Source organism: Bartonella sp. B30(2025) (assembly GCF_053793825.1).
The window spans coordinates 238801-257614 of record NZ_CP200034.1; the positions used below are offsets into that span (position 1 = coordinate 238801).

Genomic DNA, 18814 nt, shown 5'->3' on the forward strand with positions numbered 1-18814 from the left:
ATTTATGTGAGTGTATTGTCATATACTAAATGAAAGTGGAAATTGGCTCAAAAATAGTTTGTAGTTAAACGTGTGATGCTTTTAATTTAAGAATAAAGATACAAAATAAGTTAATTATAGTTATGTAGTATAGGTAGTATAGTTTTTTATAGCTTTTATGACGTGTTTCTTTATCAAAAACTATATCTTGAATTCTGTGATATAGTTTTAACCGGTGGGTAATGAAAATATCAGATAGCGATCTTGAAAATATATACCTGCGATCAACGCGAATATAGGAATTTTTTTAATAAAGATAAAACTTGCAGTCTTTGGAAGTTATTTTGTTGTTTCCTTATAGCTTTATTATACTGAGACTTTATAGAAATGAACACATTTTTATATCATTTTTCATTGGCGGGCTTGCTTGATTTCTTATTGGAGAGATATTTATTGGTACTTTTTTGCTCCAACCACGCTTTATTTAACCTTTTTCAGAATTTTTTTAGATGTTAATTTAAGAATAGAGTTTATTGTTAGTATTTTTGATTATTTAAACTTTATGGTATTGTTTGTCTTGATTTTTGGTTTGATTTTTCAATGATCTCTTGATACTTAATTTTTTAACAAAGAGTTGGACTTTTAGCGCATTTCATATCATATATTGATGTCTGTGCACAGTAAGCTATTCTATTGTTATTTCTCCTGTAATTGCTGCAATGATCACTTAGTCGGATTTTTTGCTATGTTTGCGGTAGTTCTATCAATAATAACTTTTTATGAAGTCTCAACTTTAATCGCTTTTTTATAGAAAAAGCGTTATTAAGAAAGTTTGATATTTTGTGTGATAACAAATGAATAAAAGTTATACTATTATACCAATGAGGAATTTTGATGCTTGATATTAAGTGGATTCGTGAAAATCCTGAAAAACTCGATAAAGCGCTTGAAAGCAGAGGCATAGAGCCGCAAGCAGAAAAGTTAATAAAACTTGATTTTGAACGTCGGTCGCATGTTGCTAAAGTGCAAAGTGCGCAGGAACGTCGAAATGCAGCATCAAAAGAAATAGGGCATGCTTTAGTTGCGAGTGACCAGAAAAGGGCCGAGCATCTTAAAGCTGAAGTTGAAGAAATCAAAGCGTTTCTTTCTTCTGCAACAGTGGAAGAAAAGCGGTTAACAGAGAGCCTTGAAGAAGCTCTTTCAGCACTTCCAAATATTCCATTGGATGATGTTCCAAGAGGTGAAGATGAAAGCGATAATGTTGTCATTCGGCATTTTGGAACACCACCGACGTTTAATTTTACACCAAAAGAGCATTTTGATCTTGGTCAGGATCTTAAGCAGATGGACTTTGAGCGAGCAAGCCGTTTGTCAGGCACGCGTTTTACAGTTCTTTCAGGTGCATTAGCACGACTTGAACGTGCATTGGGTCAATTTATGCTTGATATGCAGGTTTATGAGCACGGTTATACAGAGGTTTCAGTTCCTGTTCTTGTTCGTGATGACATTGTTTATGGAGTAGCACAATTACCTAAATTTGTTGACGATCTTTTTCGGACTACTGATGGTCGATGGCTTATTTCTACAGGAGAAGTACCATTAACAAATTTAGTTAATAATGAAATTCTTGAAGCATCGGATCTCCCACTGCGGTTTTCTGCTTTAACTCCTTGTTTCCGTTCAGAAGCAGGAGCCGCAGGTCGTGACACGCGTGGTATGTTGCGTCAACACCAATTTTGGAAAGTTGAAATGGTATCTATTACGACTGAAGAGCAATCTTTAACTGAGCTAGAACGTATGACAGAGTGTGCAGAAAATGTGTTAAAACGGCTTGATTTACCTTTTCGTACAATGCTTCTTTCTACTGGAGACATGGGGTTTGCTGCACGTAAAACCTATGATATTGAGGTTTGGCTTCCTGGACAAGGATGTTATCGCGAAATTTCTAGTTGTTCAGTTTGTGGTGATTTTCAAGGGCGACGTATGAATGCTAGATATCGTGAAAAAGATGGTAAAACATTACATTTTGTTCATAGTCTTAATGGTTCTGGTTTAGCCGTTGGTCGTTGTCTTATCGCTATTTTGGAAAATTATCAGCAGGCTGATGGATCGATTATTGTTCCAGATGTTTTACAACCTTATATGAGAGGCATGCGTTGTATTACTGCATAGTTTTTTACAAAAATGGAATTAACATGCGTTTATTGGATAAATGATGGTGTACAAGCGCAAGGTTTTGCTGTTTTTTTTATGATTTGCATGCACAATTAGGTCGCTATTCCATTGGAGCTTAAATAACGCTATGGAACAAAAAAGTATTTTACAGTTTCGTGAAGAATTAGCTGTCCTTGTATTAAAAATGCGCAGTAAAGGGATCGATGATGTTCGCTTTTTTTCAGCTTTTGAGAAAGTTCCTCGTCAGCAATTTGTTTCTGCTCCTTGGTTCAACAGTGCTTATGATAATAAAGTCGTTCCCATTGAATGTGGTGAATATATTGAACGTTTGGAAGAACAGCTTCTGATCCTTTTTGCGTTATCGTTGAGAAAAAAGCATCGTGTTTTAGAAATTGGTACAGGCTCTGGTTTTTGCACCGCTCTTATGGCATGCTTGAGTGATCGTGTAACAACAATCGATCGCTACAAAACACTTGTTAACCTAGCGCAACAAAAATTTCAAATTTTGGGAATTGAAAATATTATTGCACAACAACTTGATGGAAGTCGCATTATTGCAGATTTTGGGTTGTTTGATCGTATTCTTATTTGGCCATCATGTCCTGATCAACCCAAAAAATTTCTAGAGCTTTTAACAGAAAATGGGATCCTCATTCAGGCTATAGGACCAGATGAAGGAGTACAAACGATTACGCGCTATACAAAAAATGGTAGTCAATTTCAGTGCTCAGAAATGTTTCAAGTTCGTTATCAGCCCTTTATTAAAGGCATTGCAGAAGTGCTTTAATTCTTAGATCAAGATATTTCATAAAATATTTATGGATCGAGCACTAAATTTTAACTCTTAAGTAATATTAAAACGCTTTAATAAAATGATTTGAACGTTGTCGAGTGAGCAAAACTATGTGCTTAAAAGTTTTGAGTGATATTTTTCGGCGTAATTTTCAATGGATAATCTTCTTTGCAATAATGGTGACTCTTGCAGGATGTAGTTCCAATACGCAGCGTTTCTCTAATACTTTCTTTGATGGTAAGAAAGCTGTTAGGACAGATATGCAGGCTATGACTTCTTCATATCCACAAATGTTGCTATATGATGGCACGATACAGAGTACTGAATTGCCACCTGCGGAACAGAATAGTTATTCAGGGTTGTATAAAAATGCTCAGGAGCATTTTCCAAGACAAAGTAGAGGAGCTGCATTTGATGAACCAATTATGGGGGCACCCCCACGTAATCTTGGAGTGATTTCTCGTTCACAGATGGGTGATAATTCCATTCTTCAGAAGAATTCTTACATTGTTCAAAATGGGGATACGTTGTTAAGTATTGCGCAACAGATAAAGGTTAGTGTTGACGCGTTAAAAATAGCAAATGGTATAAAAGATGATTTTATTTATATCGGTCAGGTACTTACGATTCCAAATAAGCGTACAGTAATAGCTTCAAATACTCAGAATAATAATTTTCGAAACCAAGCAGGAGCTTCAATTCAAGTTTCAGCGACGTCTTCCGTACAACATAAAAAGGTTCCGCAGCTATCTAAGATTCCTGTTCCTATAGCGCCTTCTACAAAAATTGCTAATTCATATGTTGAAAAGAATTCTGTTACGCAGGTATCGAATCATCAAACAGGTTTATTAGATACAATTGCTGCTGGTAATGATAATGTGCTTCCTCCGCGTGTCACTGGAATTTCTAAGATGCGTTGGCCAGTACGTGGACGCTTATTAAGTAGATTTGGTCAAAAAAAAGGAATGGATACCAATCGAGGAATAGATATTTCTGCGCCTGAAGGTTCATCGGTTAAGGCAGCGGAAAATGGCGTTGTTATTTATGCAAGTAATGGGCTCAAAGAACTTGGCAATGTTGTCATGATTCGTCATGAAGATGATACTTTTACTATTTATGGGCATAATAGCAGGCTTATTGTTAGTAAAGGACAAAAAGTACGACGTGGTGATGAAATCGCAAAGTCTGGCGTTTCAGGAAATGTAAAAACTCCACGGGTTTATTTTGAAGTCCGTAAAAATATTACGCCTGTTGACCCTACTGAATATTTAGAAAATTAACCGATAGTAGCTTTATTTTGGAAACTTATATAGCATATAAGTTTTAAAGGGTGATAGATGCGCCTTTAAGCTATAATATTCAATTTTAAATTGTATAGTAATTGCGGTTAACTAATTTTATTGTACAGATAAAGAATCATTTTACATCGTTTATTTTTTAATAATAATAAAAATTTTTGTATTTATTACGTAAAAATAAATTTGTTCTTTAAGAATTTTTGTCCGTTGCTTTCTGTTTCTTAAGGATTTATTACTTTTTAATAAGTTTGCGACTATGTTGTGTAGCTATTGCTATGTTGTAATGCTTCTAAAAAAAGCTTTTATCTCGATAAAAAAGCTTATTTTAGTAGAGTGGAAATACCTAAAATTTAATCTATAGGAGATAAAAATGTTTATGACTAACGCTTATGCTCAAGTTACAGGCGGTGTTTCCAATGGGGGCTCACTTGTTACGTTTATTCCGTTTATTCTTGTTTTTGGAATTATGTATTTTTTTATTATTCGCCCACAGCGTGTACAAATGAAAAAAAGGCAAGAAATGCTTGATGCTGTACGCCGAGGTGATACAGTTGTAACAGGTGGTGGTATTATAGGTAAAGTTACGAAAGTTTATGATGACAGCGGTGAATTAGAAATTGAAATTGGCGATGGAATGCACATTCACGTTGTTCGTTCTACATTGTCTGATGTTCGCGTAAAGGGCAAACCAATTGCAGAGAAAAAATTAAAACCAAATGCTAAAGTAAAAGAACAGAAAAAATCCAAAACTATAGTGAAAGAAAATACGAGCGCATCTAAAGAAAAAAAGGTAGCAGCAAAGGAAGAAAAATCTTAAAGTATGCTAGAAATTATTGAAAGTTTTATGTTACGAATGTTTTTGTTTATAAAAGTCATCCGTTATTTCGAAGCAGATCTCTTCCCAAAAATGATCCTATAACAGATGGCTTTTGTGTAAAAGCCGCTTTGTAAAAGCTGTTTTGATGGTAAATGATTTTATAGTTAATAAATAAGTGTCATATCTTATTTATTTTTTGGATTTTATTTTATTTAAAAAGTTATTTCATTCGTAAAGTATGCAATAATACGCAATAATTTGTAATATCTTTCGGATGATTTTGTTTTTTTTATAGATTTCTATATAGCAAGATAAAGTTTTTTAGACAGATGTATCTTAACTGGTGTGCTATTTAATTATTACAAGAGTTTTTATATTGTCTTTGGGAATTTATTTACTTTATATATGAGCGGTATTTTTGTATGAAAAAATTTACATAAATATTGTGATTTTGGTTGTTTTTGATATATTAATGTTTGTTGTTGGTCCTTTGCTGGCTTTGAGGGAGAAACTCAATTGAGTTTTCAAAAAGGAAGGACGGTCGGTTTATGTTTCATGCAATTCAGATCCGTGAGGCGCATTTTCCAGGGCGTGCGTCTATTGATGCTTATGGAAATGGTGGCTTTCGTTTTGCTGATATGTCACATAAGGGTTCTATTATTTGCGTACCATCAGGTATTTATGGTATTGATATGGCAGAGCCTATTCCTACACAAGAAGATATCTCCCGTGTTTTAGCAGAATCTGATGAGATTGAAGTCTTGCTTATTGGCACTGGAACTGAATTACTGCGGTTACCTAAAGAATTACAAGTGCTTTTACGGAAAAAGCATATTGTGTCGGACACAATGAGTACAGGAGCTGCAGTGCGTACATTTAATGTTTTGTTAGCTGAAGATCGTGCGGTTGCTGCGTTATTATTTGCAGTAGAATAATAAATATAAATACAGTCAATAAGTTAATTTAATATGAGGGAATTTTATCTCTCATTTTTTTTGGAGCTTTTTTATTAATTCAAGAGCAAATTTTTTTACAGTCGGTGCTTTTGGTATACAGAGATGTCCTACTGTCATTGGTTAGCTAAAAGGTGCTTTGAGTTGTGATACTATTCACCTAATTTGCGGTGCGTTTTCTGCTAATTTTCTTAATCTATGCACTGTTTTATGCCTGCTGCATTACTCTGCTTCACGAAAAAGATTGTCAAAGCTTTCGTTAGTTAATTTTTTACCTTCTTTACTGCAAATAAATGTTTCATCTCCGACAGGATTAGTTTTAAGTGTTGAGGTTAATTCTGGTAAAATAGGAAGAAAGACATCTGTTTGGAATTTATTTTTTTCTGTTTTTAAATGAATAATGTCATCTTTTACATCTTTCCAGCCAATTCGTATTGTATTACCACGATGCAAGCCTGTAAAACATCAATCCAGACGCGTTCATGCGTGCCGATAGGCCAGCGTTGATAATATTTTTCAACAATGTTTTTTTCTGTCCAAATTGGAAATCCGTCTTTATTGTTGAAAGCTGGTTTTTTGATTTCTGCTGCTGAATTGTCTGCTAAAAGCTTTTGTTTAATTGCTCAATTAAAAGCGCACTAAAAGTTTTCAGAAAGTTTCTAGCCATTGCTGATGTTTTTTTACGTCGTTCAATTCCTGCAGCAATATGTGCTTTTTTGATTTCTTTGTATGGAAGGTTTCCTATAGAATCGTACATCTTCATTGGGGTGAGTTTTCTTTGTTACTTCGTGATTTTAGCGAGACTACGCTATTTGATACCGTTAAAATACTGTCTGAATAACCATTTAAATAAACCTTCAATAAGTTTTCCTGGTTTAGGTTTAGGAGGGATGATACCTTGCAGTTCAGCGGGGGCGCTTTTATAGCTACCAACAAACTCTTGCGTTTCATAGGTTCCGTGTACTCTAATCGTAATCCATGACCGATACGTTCATGCCATACAATTTTTCTACGTTGGGTGATTGGTTTAACAAGATGAGGGGGGGGGGTTAGACAAGGGGGCATCGCATCTTAGAAAGTAAAGTTTCATAATACTTATTTTTGACAAGTTTGATAAGTTGTAAGAAATTGATTGAAATAAATCTTTCTGTTTTGGAGCATGTCATTATGAATAATGCTGCGTTTTCACTTATTTTTGGTTTTTAGAGTACACTTTATGAGTGAAAGAAGAAAGATGTCTCGAATGCTAAATTTGCCATAATACATAATAAATGAGAACAAGTTACTGCTGATGTGGTGGAAGCATTAAAGCTAGAAGGTATCGTATAATGATAAAAAACAAAAATCACTCATCCGAGATTACAAACGATTTTAAAAGTTCCTGGTTGATGCGTATCAATGTAAATGGTCATTACCTTCCATTTTATTAAAACAGATGTTCACTTGTTAATTATTAAGATCATCATCGGTTTTAAGATATTATTATGGCATACGATTTTTTTCGTGCCGTATTACGGCAATAATGTTGCTTGAATTTGGTTGCGAATGTGCGCTCATATAATACGCACACACATAGTACATGTAGTATTATGGCCAATAGGAAGGGGCTTTGGTGGAGCGTTTTTCATCATTAGAACGGCGTATTGGATATATTCAAAATTTATATCGTGCTCGAGAAACTGTTACAAATCAGATAAATGCTTTGGTGTTAGGTGCTATAGGTGGGTTTTCATTGGATATGTTTACGCTTCTCATGGCGCTATCATTTGTTTTAGGACTCTTTGTGGATATCCATACAGGTTATTTTGGCTGATAATATTGGGCACAGGAAGACATTTATCATAGGTATGCTTTGTGTTGCGATGGCACGAATACTTTTGTTAATCTCAAGTCCAATGAATTTTCAGATCAGTTTGTTATTTTTATTGTTATAGCAAATGCTATTTTATTAAGTTGCGGTAACACCATATTATCAGGGACTTATGAATCTTATATTTATGGTATGTTAGAAAGGTTACAACCTGATTATGTAAGATCAACATTTAAGTTAACAGGGATATCACAATTACAAAAATTTGGAGCTTATCTTCTCTTATTTATACCATCTATAATTATAACTGTGGCGCTTATTTTAGCGATTTTATTCATTAAGTTATTTGAGTCTTTGTGTTCTCCCTCATTATTTCTTTATAGTTTTTATGGTATGCAATTATTCCAGAAAAAAGTCTCAACTTGGATAGTAAAAAAATATAGAATAAAACTTTCAAGTTAAGGTTGTCTTTGCATTGATACCTTTTATCTTTTTATTTGTTTTGTATCAAATGACAATCATTCATGTTAATGCATATACATTAGTATCTACGGTGGCGAGTAGCTTCACTTCATTCTATTAAAGACTTCTGAATTTTTAATGCATCTTTTTGCCTCATTTAGTTTTTTTTAATCGGGTACGCTGCTGTTAAAGCGCGAATTGGTAATCTGCTTGTGGAAAAAATACCTTTTGAAAGAGAGTGTTTTATACGCTTCCTGCTGCGGCAGCTTTTTTAGCTTTTTTGTTGGATTTTAATGCTTAGTATAGGGGAATTTGTATCCCTTTTTCTATTTGGAATATTTTTTAGGTTGCTGTACTCTACAGCGCAGGAATTAGTGATGAGTTATATTTTGGAGCATCTTCTTAATAATTTCAGAAAGACAATACTTAGCGTTGCTAGGACTTTTTCAGTAGGAGGATATGCTATTTTTTCGGGGATCTTGTTTTGGAAAGACTTAGGTGTTCCTAACCTTTCATTTATTTTTTTCTCAACTGATATTTTATCGTGCATTTTCGTTGTTTGACAATATTATTACAACGCCGGTATATGAAAGTCTCCGCGTTTGCGTTTCATGTTTAAGCTATATTACCAAGAAATTGAGCGAAGATATTATATTTGACAATGATAAGAGGATAATATGTAAAATCCAATGTAATGGTCAAAAATACAATTTTACTACTGATAAGCTTGGTGAGATTGTTTCAGCCATTGTCGGTGATAAAGTAGCGGTTGGTTGGGTAAATGGAGTGATGATAGATAATAATGAAGTGAAGTAAGCAATTAGAAACGGTTAATTCTGGTGACGATGTTCTTATCATTAAACCGATGCTAAAGTGGATAGTTTAGTTATCTTGTAATTTTATAATTTTAGCGAAACTTATAGTTAGTTATTTTAAAAGTTTGATACTCTTCAAAATAATATTAGATTGTATAATAATTACCAATCAGCAGATATTTCGATCACATCTACAAAGTTGCTAAGATTCAGTATCTAGATTAATATAAAAATATACAAAAAAGGGATTTTCCATAAGATTGGTGCATATGAAAAAAATAAGAAAGCTGTATGAAAAAATACAAGCTAAATTCATCGATATCAATCTTTTACGAGATAAAGGTAAATTTCTTTGAAAGAAAATAAAAAAACTGCCCCTCATTAATTTTTAGATATGTAGATAAATATGAAATAAATATCGAAGTTTAAATTTTTTATTTCTTGTTCTTGGCTTGAAATCTTGAGATTGACCAACATAAAGCGCATCAGCATAACCATTTTTTATAAAAAAGAAATTATAATTCATGATAATAAGTATTGCGTATATTTTTCATCGTGTTTGGGATAATGTTTTTTTCATGAAAAAATGAATTTTTAAAAACTAAAGAGCTTGTAATACAAGCAAAATTAATTGTTACTCGTCTCAACAAAGAGCGTTGTTGAGGATATTTTACCCTATTTGGTAAAATTTTTGCCATCAAAGTTTTTCTGTGAATTATTCTGATTTACTCCATACTTAAACTGCCGTTTTGTAAGATGATCGATAATTTTCAGAGCAGGATAATGGGCAAAATCTGGCAAAAAAGAATGCGCTTTATAAAGGTACGTTTAAAAATTCTATTTCCTCACTTTCATTTAGGTATCCTTCGTGTTAAAAAATAACAATAAAATCAAAGTTTTAATTATAAAAAAGAGATTAATAAGCGCGGTAGAATGATAAATTTTCTTCCTTATTGTTTAAGTGTTTTGCGTGCTGTAGATCGTGATCGTTATATATCGGTTTTATTTGCACCTAAAGAAAAACGTAGAGCTCTAGCCGCTCTTTATGTTTTTAATGCTGAAATTTCTCGTATTCGAGAAAGTGTAAGTGATCCCTTCATAGGTGAAATGAGATTACGTTGGTGGTATGATGCTATTGCTAATGACAAAATGCACAACAACATAAGTCATCCGGTCTTGAATGATTTATTTGCAGCAATTTCCTCTTTCAATTTATCTAAAACGACTTTTTTACATTATTGTGAAACTCAGATTTTAGATCTGTATCGTGAGCCAATAGAAACTATTCATGATCTAGAAATTTATTGGGAGAAAACGGAAAGTATAATTCTACAGCTTTCTTGCCAGGTATTAGATTCTGACGCTGCGAAAAAATTTACAGATGCTTGTAAACATGGAGGAATTACTCAAGGATTAAGCAGCGTATTGCGTCTTTTGTCATTCATGAGAGCACGATACCAATATTATTTTCCTATTGATATGTTAAAAGCCATAGGCGTGGGTAAGGAAGAGTTAGAGTTTGATCGTATTAGTAATGAACAAAAACGTCACATTATTGATGCTATGGTAGCTTTATCACGAGATCATTATAGGAAGTTTTATGAATATTCTGTCACTTTACCTAAAACGCTTAAATTAGCATTTCTTCCATTGGCTATTATGCCAGCTTCTCTTCAAAAATCCGCACGATTAGGACCCGCAGTTTTTCAAGAAAGAGCCACTTTACCGCTACTTCGTCGTTATTGGCTGATGACAAAGACAGCAATGAGCAAAAACTTCCCCAAAATATTATAAAGATAATGGCAATAAAATCATTGGAAATGTGAAAGTATTTTTTAAAATAAAAATAATATTGTGAGCAAAATTTATTTTGCGTTATTCAGAAATAATGCTGATAAATTGGTAAAGATGATCCCGAAGTTGCGAAAAATTAAATTTGTTACATTGGTTATATTGATAGTTTAGTTTTATATATTCTTTTATGCTAGATTTTATCTTGTGCAGTGCATGGATAAATGATTTAAAAAATGCAAATATAATATTAAAATTATAAATCAAGCAATTTATGAGCTGTAAAAAAATTTGCAAGTATATATCAATAATGCAGATAAATAACTGTAAGCATAGTTACGTGTCATAAAGTCAGTTTAAAGAAAAAAATTTTGCGTAGATAAAATTTTTAAATTTATATAAAAGATTGTTTTTAAAATTTCGTATTTTTGCTAATTTATGAGTTTGCAAATAAAAATTTTATAAAAACACTTTCTGCTTCACATTAGCAAAAACAATTCATTTTGCAATAAGTGAAGCAGTAATTATAGATTTATTAAATATGTAATCAAAATAAATTGTAATATTATTTACTGAAAACTATCAAATATCTGATTATAGTTATCGTAATTTACTTTAAAAGGATGCTCTTTATTTGCAGCTTCTATCATTTCTAATTTCAAATCTTCTTTTATCATTATATTTATACTGTTGCGTACAGAAGGTTCAATAGTATTAGCAGATATATTTTCAGGTATAATGACTTCCTTTATTTGATAAATGATACGACTTTTCATTTCTGGACCTTTTATTATGCCGTAATGATTTTTAGGTCCAGAAAATAATGCTTTAATACCCTCAGTCCCAAGGATTTCAGATGAGTCTTCGCGTCGCAAAGCTGGTGTTGTTTGTTGTGTAAAACCAAGCTCGTGAGCCAGTGAAGAAAAACTTTTTCCTTTAGCGAGCTGTTTGAGAGCAGCTTCAGCTTTTTCATTAAGAAGACGTTGAAACTCTTCACTTTTCCATTGTATAATAGCATCTTGTTCTACTTCTTCAAGCGTTCTATCGCGAGCTGGAATAATTTTATCTATCTTATACCAAAGATATCCGCCTCCTTGAAGGGGAAGTGAATCGAAATTAGATTCTTCATTTGCTTGGTAAATAGAAGTCAGAAAAATGTCCTTTTGAGGTAAATCTGTGAAAACTGTACCTTCAATTGTTTGCCCTGATTTATCAAGGGTAATTGTGCGTAAAGGTAAATTATATTGGTCAGCAAGCTCTTTGAGAGAAGCACCTTCAAAACGAGCATTTTCAATGTTTGTATAATTATTACGCATATAATCTGCGGCATACGTTTGAGCAAGTATTTGTTGGATGTCTTTTTTTGCGTTTTCAAAGGAAATTTGGCTTTGCGGTGTAATATGCGTAACACGAATAATTATAGGTCCTTGTAAATCGTTGATTACAGCACTGATTTGTCCTTGTTTAAGTTTAAAAATTTCAGATGCCAAATAATGAGGAAGTTCACTTTTGGAAAAAGGACCTTTTTGTATATTATGCACAGCCTTTTTTTCAGTTTTAACTAAATCATCAAAGCTTAGTCCATTGGCTATTTTTTTCGCAGCTTCATCTGCAGCTTCACGTGTTGGGAATAGCAACTCTTCAATTGTACGCTTTTCAGGAGTAATAAAACGCGAAGAGTTTTGTGTATAATAAGCTTTAGCTTCTTCTATTGAGATATCATCTGGTTTTACAAGTTCAGCAGGTTCCATGGATAAGAAAGAAACGGTCCGATATTCTGGAGCACGGAATTCACTTTTATGATTCTTAAACCACTTTTGTAATATTTCCTGATTTGGGAGAGAAATTGCCTCTTTTTCTTTGAGCTCAATAATAAAATAATTGGCGATACGAGATTCTCCTTGATAAAAGGCAAGTGCTTTATAAAAAAGATCTGGAGCTTTCATATCAGCTAGTGAAGCTGAAAGGATTTGATTGCGTTTTTCTTTTTTAATGTAATAATCGATGTAGCTATTTTCATTGATACGTAATTGTTGAAGGTAGCTAAAAAACAAGTCTTTACTAAAGCTTCCATTTTCTTGAAACATATCATCACCGCTAATGGCACGAGCTACTGCGTTTTTTGAAAGATTAATTTTCATTTTGCGTGCTTGTTCATCGAGCAAAATGTTCTGTTGTAACTGATTGAAAACAAAAGAAGGTATTTTGTATTGCTGCATTTCATATGGCATAAACATCCGTCCAAGACGATAAGCAAGCGCCAAATGTGCACTTTGATCTAATAATGCAAGATAGTAATCATCGACTGTTGCTGTAGATTTTCCAGAAGTTATAAGATCTCTTTCACTTGTTGTACTTAATTGAGGTATACCCCATAAAAGGATAAAGCATAAGAGCAAAATTGCAAGAAAAGTCTTAGAAATCCAAGAGTTTGTGGCATTTTTTATGATGTCAAGCATCGTTTAATTGCTCCTATTTGTTGGTATAATTATCGCCAAATGAAAATAGAATTTGCAATAAAGATGTATAAGATGCAAGTCTTTAAGACTTGCTTTCATTTTTTTATTTGATATTTAAGAAAAAAACTGTTGTGATATTTTTGAGGCGAGAGCATGTCTTCTAATATTAAGCCGTTGATTGCTGGAAATTGGAAAATGGAGGGAACTGGTGAATCTCTTGGAGAGTTGCGCGCTATTGCCGCCGGTATTAGTTCTGATTTGGGTCATTTATTGGAAGCTCTTATTTGTGTTCCAGCAACGCTTTTATCTCGTGCTTTTGATACACTGAATAACGAAAGTCTTCTTTTAGGTGGGCAAAATTGTCATTTTAAAGACAGCGGTCCTTATACTGGAGATGTCTCATCTTTTATGCTTAAAGATGCAGGAGCAAGTCATGTTATTGTCGGACATTCCGAACGTCGCATAGTATATCACGAAAATAATGCAATAGTTTGCGCTAAAGTGCAAGCTGCATGGCGAGCGGGTCTTGTAGCTCTTGTTTGTATTGGTGAAACATTAGAAGAGCGCAGAGATCATAAAATGTTGGATGTGCTCACGAAACAGCTTGAAGAGTCGTTGCCCGATGGAGCAACAGCCAAAAATGTGGTTGTTGCTTATGAACCTGTGTGGGCTATAGGTACAGGGAAAGCAGCGACTTCAACTGATATAGCAGAGGTTCATGATTTTATTCGTCATAAGGTGCGTGCTCGTTTTGGTAATGAAGGATGTCAGATGCGTTTGCTTTATGGTGGGTCAGTAAAAGCATCTAATGCATTTGAAATTTTGAGCACTGCTCATGTTAACGGCGCCTTAGTAGGGCAAGCAAGCTTAAAAGCAAGTGATTTTTTAAATATTTGTGATGTTTATCGCAAATTATAACGAAAAAAACGTTTTTTTCTTGGATTATATGCAGTTTATGTGTAAAAATAACTGTATAGTTATTTAAAGAGCAGGATTTATGCAAACAGTACTCATTGTTATTCATTTTTTGGTTGTTATTGCTTTGGTTGGTGTTATCTTACTTCAACCTTCAGAAGGTGGTGGACTTAGTGCTAGTAATGGTTCAGGACTTATGAAGACGCGTGGTACTAGAAATCCTTTAACACGTTTAACCGCTATTCTGGCGTTTTGTTTTTTTGCAATATCCATTGGGCTTATTGTCGTTGGGAATATCTCTGGTCCCGGCTCTGATATCTTTAATCACATTCCAACCAATTCGGAAACTGTACCGTTAAATAATAATTCTCGTCCTTCCATTCTTGAACAGCTTGGTGGGAAGGTAATTCCTGAGAAACAATTCACGAATCCTGTAGAAGAAAGCCCGGTTCCGCAGTTGCTTGAAAAGCCATCTGATATATCTAATAATGGAGATACAAAGTAGCTTTCAGGGTAGCATCGGTTTGAAAAGGTGATTTTTCACCTTTTTTATTTTTATGAAATAAATATTTTTTGCATTTTTTACTGGAAAAGTCAGAAAAAAATGCTTATCACCATAAGCCCATGGCACGTTATATTTTTATTACTGGTGGTGTGGTTTCTTCCCTTGGAAAAGGCATCGCAGCAGCGTCATTGGCTGCATTATTACAGGCTCGCGGATATCGTGTACGGCTCCGCAAGCTTGATCCTTATTTAAATATTGATCCAGGCACTATGTCACCTTATCAACATGGTGAGGTTTTTGTAACTGACGATGGTGCAGAAACAGATCTTGATCTTGGACATTACGAGCGTTTTACTGGACTCTCTGCAAATAATCAGGATAATATTACTACAGGACGTATCTATCGTAATATTATTGAGCGAGAGCGACGTGGTGATTATTTAGGGGCAACAGTTCAAGTTATTCCTCATGTTACAGATGAAATTAAGAAATTCATTACTGCGGGAAATGAAGAGTTTGATTTTGTTTTGTGCGAGATAGGTGGAACAGTTGGAGATATTGAGGCAATGCCTTTTCTTGAAGCAATTCGTCAACTTAAAAACGAGTTGCCAAGATATTGTGTCGTTTATGTACATCTTACATTAATGCCTTACATTTATTCAGCTGGTGAATTAAAAACTAAACCGACGCAGCATTCTGTTAAAGAGTTGCAGTCAATTGGTATTGCTCCTGATATTTTATTGGTGCGTGCAGATCGTCCTATTCCAGAAACAGAGCGGCGCAAATTATCTCTTTTTTGTAATGTCCGTCAAAGCTCAGTTATCCAAGCATTAGATATGCCTACAATTTATGATGTTCTTTTAGCATATCATAAAGAAGGTTTAGATTTCGAAGTTCTTTCTGCTTTTGGAATTGAAACAGCGCCTCAACCAAACATGGGTCGTTGGAAAGATATTGTACAGCGGATTCATCACCCTGAAGGAGAGGTGGTCATTGCAGTTGTTGGAAAATATACAGGTTTAAAAGATGCGTATAAATCTCTTACAGAAGCAATTATGCATGGTGGATTAGCCAATAAAGTGAAAGTTAATATTGAATGGATTGATGCTGAGGTTTTTGAAAGAGAAGATCCTGTTCCTTATTTACAAAAAGTCCATGGAGTTTTAGTGCCTGGTGCCTTTGGCGTGCGTGGTGCAGAAGGTAAAATTAAAGCGATTCGATTTGCAAGAGAACGAAAAGTTCCTTTTTTAGGTATTTGTTTTGGAATGCAATTGGCTTGTATAGAAGCTGCACGCAATATTGCACATATTGAGAACGCTTCATCTAGTGAGTTTTGCCAGGTAGAGACAAAGAATCCCGTTGTAGGTTTAATGACAGAATGGATCAAAGGCGATGTTTTTGAGAAACGTACCAAATGTGGAAATCTCGGTGGGACAATGCGTCTTGGTTCTTTTCCAGCTGAGTTAATGGAAGGTAGTCATATTGCCAAAATTTATGGGATGACAATGATTCACGAGCGGCATCGTCATCGTTATGAGGTGAATATTGATTATAAAGATACGTTAGAACAGTGTGGTTTAATCTTTTCTGGTATGTCTCCAGACGGTATTTTGCCAGAAGCGATAGAATATGCGGACCATCCATGGTTTATAGGCGTTCAATATCATCCAGAATTGAAGTCACGTCCATTTGATCCACATCCACTTTTTTCTTCTTTTATTGAAGCTACTTTGGAACAAAGTAGATTAGTTTAATTCGTAAATTTTTATTTGCTTTTGAGGAATAAAATGTTTCAACCAAATGCCATTGTAAAAGTTGGGAATGTTGTTTTTGCAAATGAAGCGCCTCTTTCCTTAATTGCAGGTCCATGTCAGATGGAAAGTCGAGATCATGCTTTTGAAATGGCTGGTCGAATAAAGACAATTGCAGATGACGTTGGTATTAGGTTTATTTATAAATCCAGTTACGATAAAGCTAATCGAACATCTCTTAATGCTGCACGTGGTATCGGCCTCGAAAAAGCGATAGATATTTTCTCTGATTTAAAAAAAGAATTTGGTTGTCCAGTTTTAACCGATGTGCATACAGAAGAGCAGTGTATTGCTGTTGCTTCAACGGTGGATATTTTACAAATACCAGCTTTTTTATGCCGTCAAACAGATCTTTTAGTAGCAGCAGCTAAAACAAAATGTGTTATCAATATTAAAAAAGGTCAATTTTTGGCGCCATGGGATATGGAGAATGTATTAAAAAAAGTTACTCAAAGTGGTAATCCTAATGTTATGCTTTGTGAGCGGGGCACATCATTTGGTTATAATCGACTTATTTCTGATATGCGTTCATTGCCTGTTTTGCGTTCATTTGGAGCTCCTGTAATTTTTGATGCAACGCATTCTGTTCAAGAGCCAGGGGGATATGGTAATTCATCTGGTGGACAACGTCAATTTGTTGAAACTTTAGCACGTGCGGCTGTTTCTGTTGGGGTTGCAGGTATTTTTTTAGAAACGCATCAAGATCCAGATAATGCGCCTTCTGATGGACCTAATATGATTAAAATTGATAATTTACAGAGATTACTTGAGACTTTAATGGAGTTTGACTCCTTATCGAAGAAGGTAAATTGAAGATACGATTATGAAGAATATTCCATCATTATGGAATTAAAAATGAACAAGAATATACGTTAGATGAGGAAAATTGTATGACTATCATTGTTGATATTATTGGGCGCGAAGTACTTGATAGTCGAGGTAATCCAACAGTAGAGGTTGATGTTTATTTGGAAAGTGGGGAAGTTGGCCGCGCTATTGTTCCTTCTGGAGCGTCAACGGGGGCACATGAAGCTGTCGAGCTTCGTGATGGTGGTACACGTTATCAAGGTAAAGGCGTTGAAAAAGCTGTTGCTGCGGTAAATGGAGAAATTCTTGAGGAACTTGGTGGGAGAGACGCAAGGAATCAAATAGCTATTGATCAAGCAATGATTGCTTTAGATGGAACGCCAAACAAAGAACGTCTTGGAGCTAATGCTATTTTAGGTGTTTCATTGGCTGTTGCTAAAGCGGCAGCAGAATCGCTGCGTTTACCTTTGTACCGTTATATTGGCGGTACCCAAGCGCATATTCTTCCAACACCAATGATGAATATTATTAATGGTGGTGTCCATGCTGATAACTTAATTGATTTTCAAGAGTTTATGATTATTCCTGTGGGGGCGCCTACATTAAAAGAAGCTGTGCGTTATGGTGCTGAGGTTTTTCATACATTAAAAAAACGCCTAAAGGATAAAGGTTATAACACGAATGTTGGTGACGAAGGTGGTTTTGCACCTCAATTGAAAAGTGCTGAACAAGCAATTGATTTTATTATGGAATCTATAATTGCGTGTGGGTATAAGCCAGGTGAGCAAATTGCTATTGGTTTAGATTGTGCTTCAACAGAGTTTTATAAAAATGGGTCATATTTTTATGATGGTGAAGGGAAGTGCCGTGATATTCAAGAGCAAGTGGATTATTTAACTCAACTTGTTAAAACTTATCCAATTATTACGATTGAAGATGGGATGGCTGAGGATGATTGGGAAGGTTGGAAGCTACTCACTGATTCAATTGGCAAAAGATGTCAGCTTGTTGGTGACGATTTGTTTGTAACAAACTCAGCGCGTTTGCGAGATGGTATCAAAATGGGCGTTGCCAATTCTATTCTTATTAAAGTTAATCAAATTGGGACTTTAAGTGAAACGCTTGATGCTATAGACACAGCTCATAAAGCAGGTTATACCGCTGTAATATCTCATCGTTCAGGTGAAACGGAAGATACTTTTATTGCTGATCTTGCGGTTGCAGCGAATTGTGGGCAAATTAAAACTGGCTCACTTGCACGCTCAGATAGATTAGCAAAATATAATCAGCTCATTCGCATTGAAGAAATGCTAGGAGAACAGGCGCATTATATTGGTCATTTTTATCGTTAATGTTTATAAAGATGAGGTACTAATTTTTATTATTATTATTCAATTATCTCATAAATGTTTTTGGCAAAAGTT

16 protein-coding genes are annotated in these 18814 nt (G+C 34.5%); 13 read left to right on the top strand and 3 right to left on the bottom strand.

Annotated elements, in window-relative coordinates:
• The first annotated feature begins 873 nt into the window (after window positions 1-873).
• From serS to V4P55_RS01010, 5 genes are all read left to right on the top strand, one after another.
• A complete protein-coding gene (serS, locus tag V4P55_RS00990; RefSeq protein ID WP_455474544.1) occupies window positions 874-2151 on the top strand; it encodes a serine--tRNA ligase in 1278 nt (425 codons plus the stop codon).
• A gap of 130 nt (window positions 2152-2281) precedes the next feature.
• Window positions 2282-2941, top strand: coding sequence for a protein-L-isoaspartate(D-aspartate) O-methyltransferase (locus tag V4P55_RS00995; RefSeq protein ID WP_455474546.1), 660 nt, complete (start codon window positions 2282-2284; stop codon window positions 2939-2941).
• Between the two features lie 116 nt (window positions 2942-3057).
• The gene (locus V4P55_RS01000) at window positions 3058-4227 is read left to right on the top strand and encodes a peptidoglycan DD-metalloendopeptidase family protein (protein ID WP_455474548.1); all 1170 of its coding nucleotides are present in this window, start codon (window positions 3058-3060) and stop codon (window positions 4225-4227) included.
• 388 nt (window positions 4228-4615) lie between these two features.
• A complete protein-coding gene (gene yajC, locus V4P55_RS01005) occupies window positions 4616-5062 on the top strand; it encodes a preprotein translocase subunit YajC (RefSeq protein WP_455474549.1) in 447 nt (148 codons plus the stop codon).
• A gap of 548 nt (window positions 5063-5610) precedes the next feature.
• Window positions 5611-5997, top strand: a complete 387-nt coding sequence (locus V4P55_RS01010) for an Mth938-like domain-containing protein (protein ID WP_455474551.1) — start codon at window positions 5611-5613, stop codon at window positions 5995-5997.
• 240 nt (window positions 5998-6237) lie between these two features.
• Here V4P55_RS01010 and V4P55_RS01015 read toward each other — a convergent pair whose 3' ends face one another.
• Together V4P55_RS01015 and V4P55_RS01020 are read right to left on the bottom strand one after the other, a co-directional pair.
• On the bottom strand, window positions 6238-6468 hold the full coding sequence (locus V4P55_RS01015) for a hypothetical protein (RefSeq protein ID WP_455474553.1): 231 nt from the start codon (window positions 6466-6468) through the stop codon (window positions 6238-6240).
• A gap of 148 nt (window positions 6469-6616) precedes the next feature.
• Window positions 6617-6778: a hypothetical protein gene (locus V4P55_RS01020; protein WP_455474554.1), complete on the bottom strand. Its 162-nt coding sequence runs from the start codon at window positions 6776-6778 to the stop codon at window positions 6617-6619.
• Between the two features lie 849 nt (window positions 6779-7627).
• Between V4P55_RS01020 and V4P55_RS01025 the strand changes: the two genes are divergently transcribed.
• The 3 genes from V4P55_RS01025 (at window position 7628) to V4P55_RS01035 (ending at window position 10896) form a co-directional block, all read left to right on the top strand.
• Complete coding sequence (locus V4P55_RS01025) at window positions 7628-7828, top strand: hypothetical protein (protein ID WP_455474555.1); 201 nt, start codon at window positions 7628-7630, stop codon at window positions 7826-7828.
• Window positions 7829-8785: 957 nt separating this feature from the next.
• The gene (locus tag V4P55_RS01030; RefSeq protein ID WP_455474556.1) at window positions 8786-9103 is read left to right on the top strand and encodes a hypothetical protein; all 318 of its coding nucleotides are present in this window, start codon (window positions 8786-8788) and stop codon (window positions 9101-9103) included.
• A gap of 932 nt (window positions 9104-10035) precedes the next feature.
• Window positions 10036-10896 carry a phytoene/squalene synthase family protein gene (locus tag V4P55_RS01035; protein ID WP_455474558.1) on the top strand — a complete coding sequence of 287 codons (861 nt, stop codon included), beginning with the start codon at window positions 10036-10038 and terminating at the stop codon, window positions 10894-10896.
• Window positions 10897-11462: 566 nt separating this feature from the next.
• Here V4P55_RS01035 and V4P55_RS01040 read toward each other — a convergent pair.
• The gene (locus V4P55_RS01040) at window positions 11463-13352 is read right to left on the bottom strand and encodes a peptidyl-prolyl cis-trans isomerase (RefSeq protein WP_455474560.1); all 1890 of its coding nucleotides are present in this window, start codon (window positions 13350-13352) and stop codon (window positions 11463-11465) included.
• A gap of 153 nt (window positions 13353-13505) precedes the next feature.
• On the opposite strand from V4P55_RS01040, the gene tpiA reads away from it, so the two are divergent.
• The 5 genes from tpiA (at window position 13506) to eno (ending at window position 18742) form a co-directional block, all read left to right on the top strand.
• On the top strand, window positions 13506-14270 hold the full coding sequence (gene tpiA, locus V4P55_RS01045; RefSeq protein ID WP_455474561.1) for a triose-phosphate isomerase: 765 nt from the start codon (window positions 13506-13508) through the stop codon (window positions 14268-14270).
• A gap of 79 nt (window positions 14271-14349) precedes the next feature.
• Window positions 14350-14772 (top strand): preprotein translocase subunit SecG, encoded by a 423-nt coding sequence (secG, locus tag V4P55_RS01050; RefSeq protein WP_455474562.1) that lies wholly within the window; start codon window positions 14350-14352, stop codon window positions 14770-14772.
• A gap of 119 nt (window positions 14773-14891) precedes the next feature.
• Window positions 14892-16526, top strand: coding sequence for a CTP synthase (locus V4P55_RS01055; protein ID WP_455474563.1), 1635 nt, complete (start codon window positions 14892-14894; stop codon window positions 16524-16526).
• A 33-nt stretch (window positions 16527-16559) separates the two neighbouring features.
• Window positions 16560-17396, top strand: a complete 837-nt coding sequence (gene kdsA / locus V4P55_RS01060; RefSeq protein WP_455474565.1) for a 3-deoxy-8-phosphooctulonate synthase — start codon at window positions 16560-16562, stop codon at window positions 17394-17396.
• A 77-nt stretch (window positions 17397-17473) separates the two neighbouring features.
• The gene (eno, locus tag V4P55_RS01065; RefSeq protein ID WP_455474566.1) at window positions 17474-18742 is read left to right on the top strand and encodes a phosphopyruvate hydratase; all 1269 of its coding nucleotides are present in this window, start codon (window positions 17474-17476) and stop codon (window positions 18740-18742) included.
• The last annotated feature ends 72 nt before the right edge of the window (window positions 18743-18814 follow it).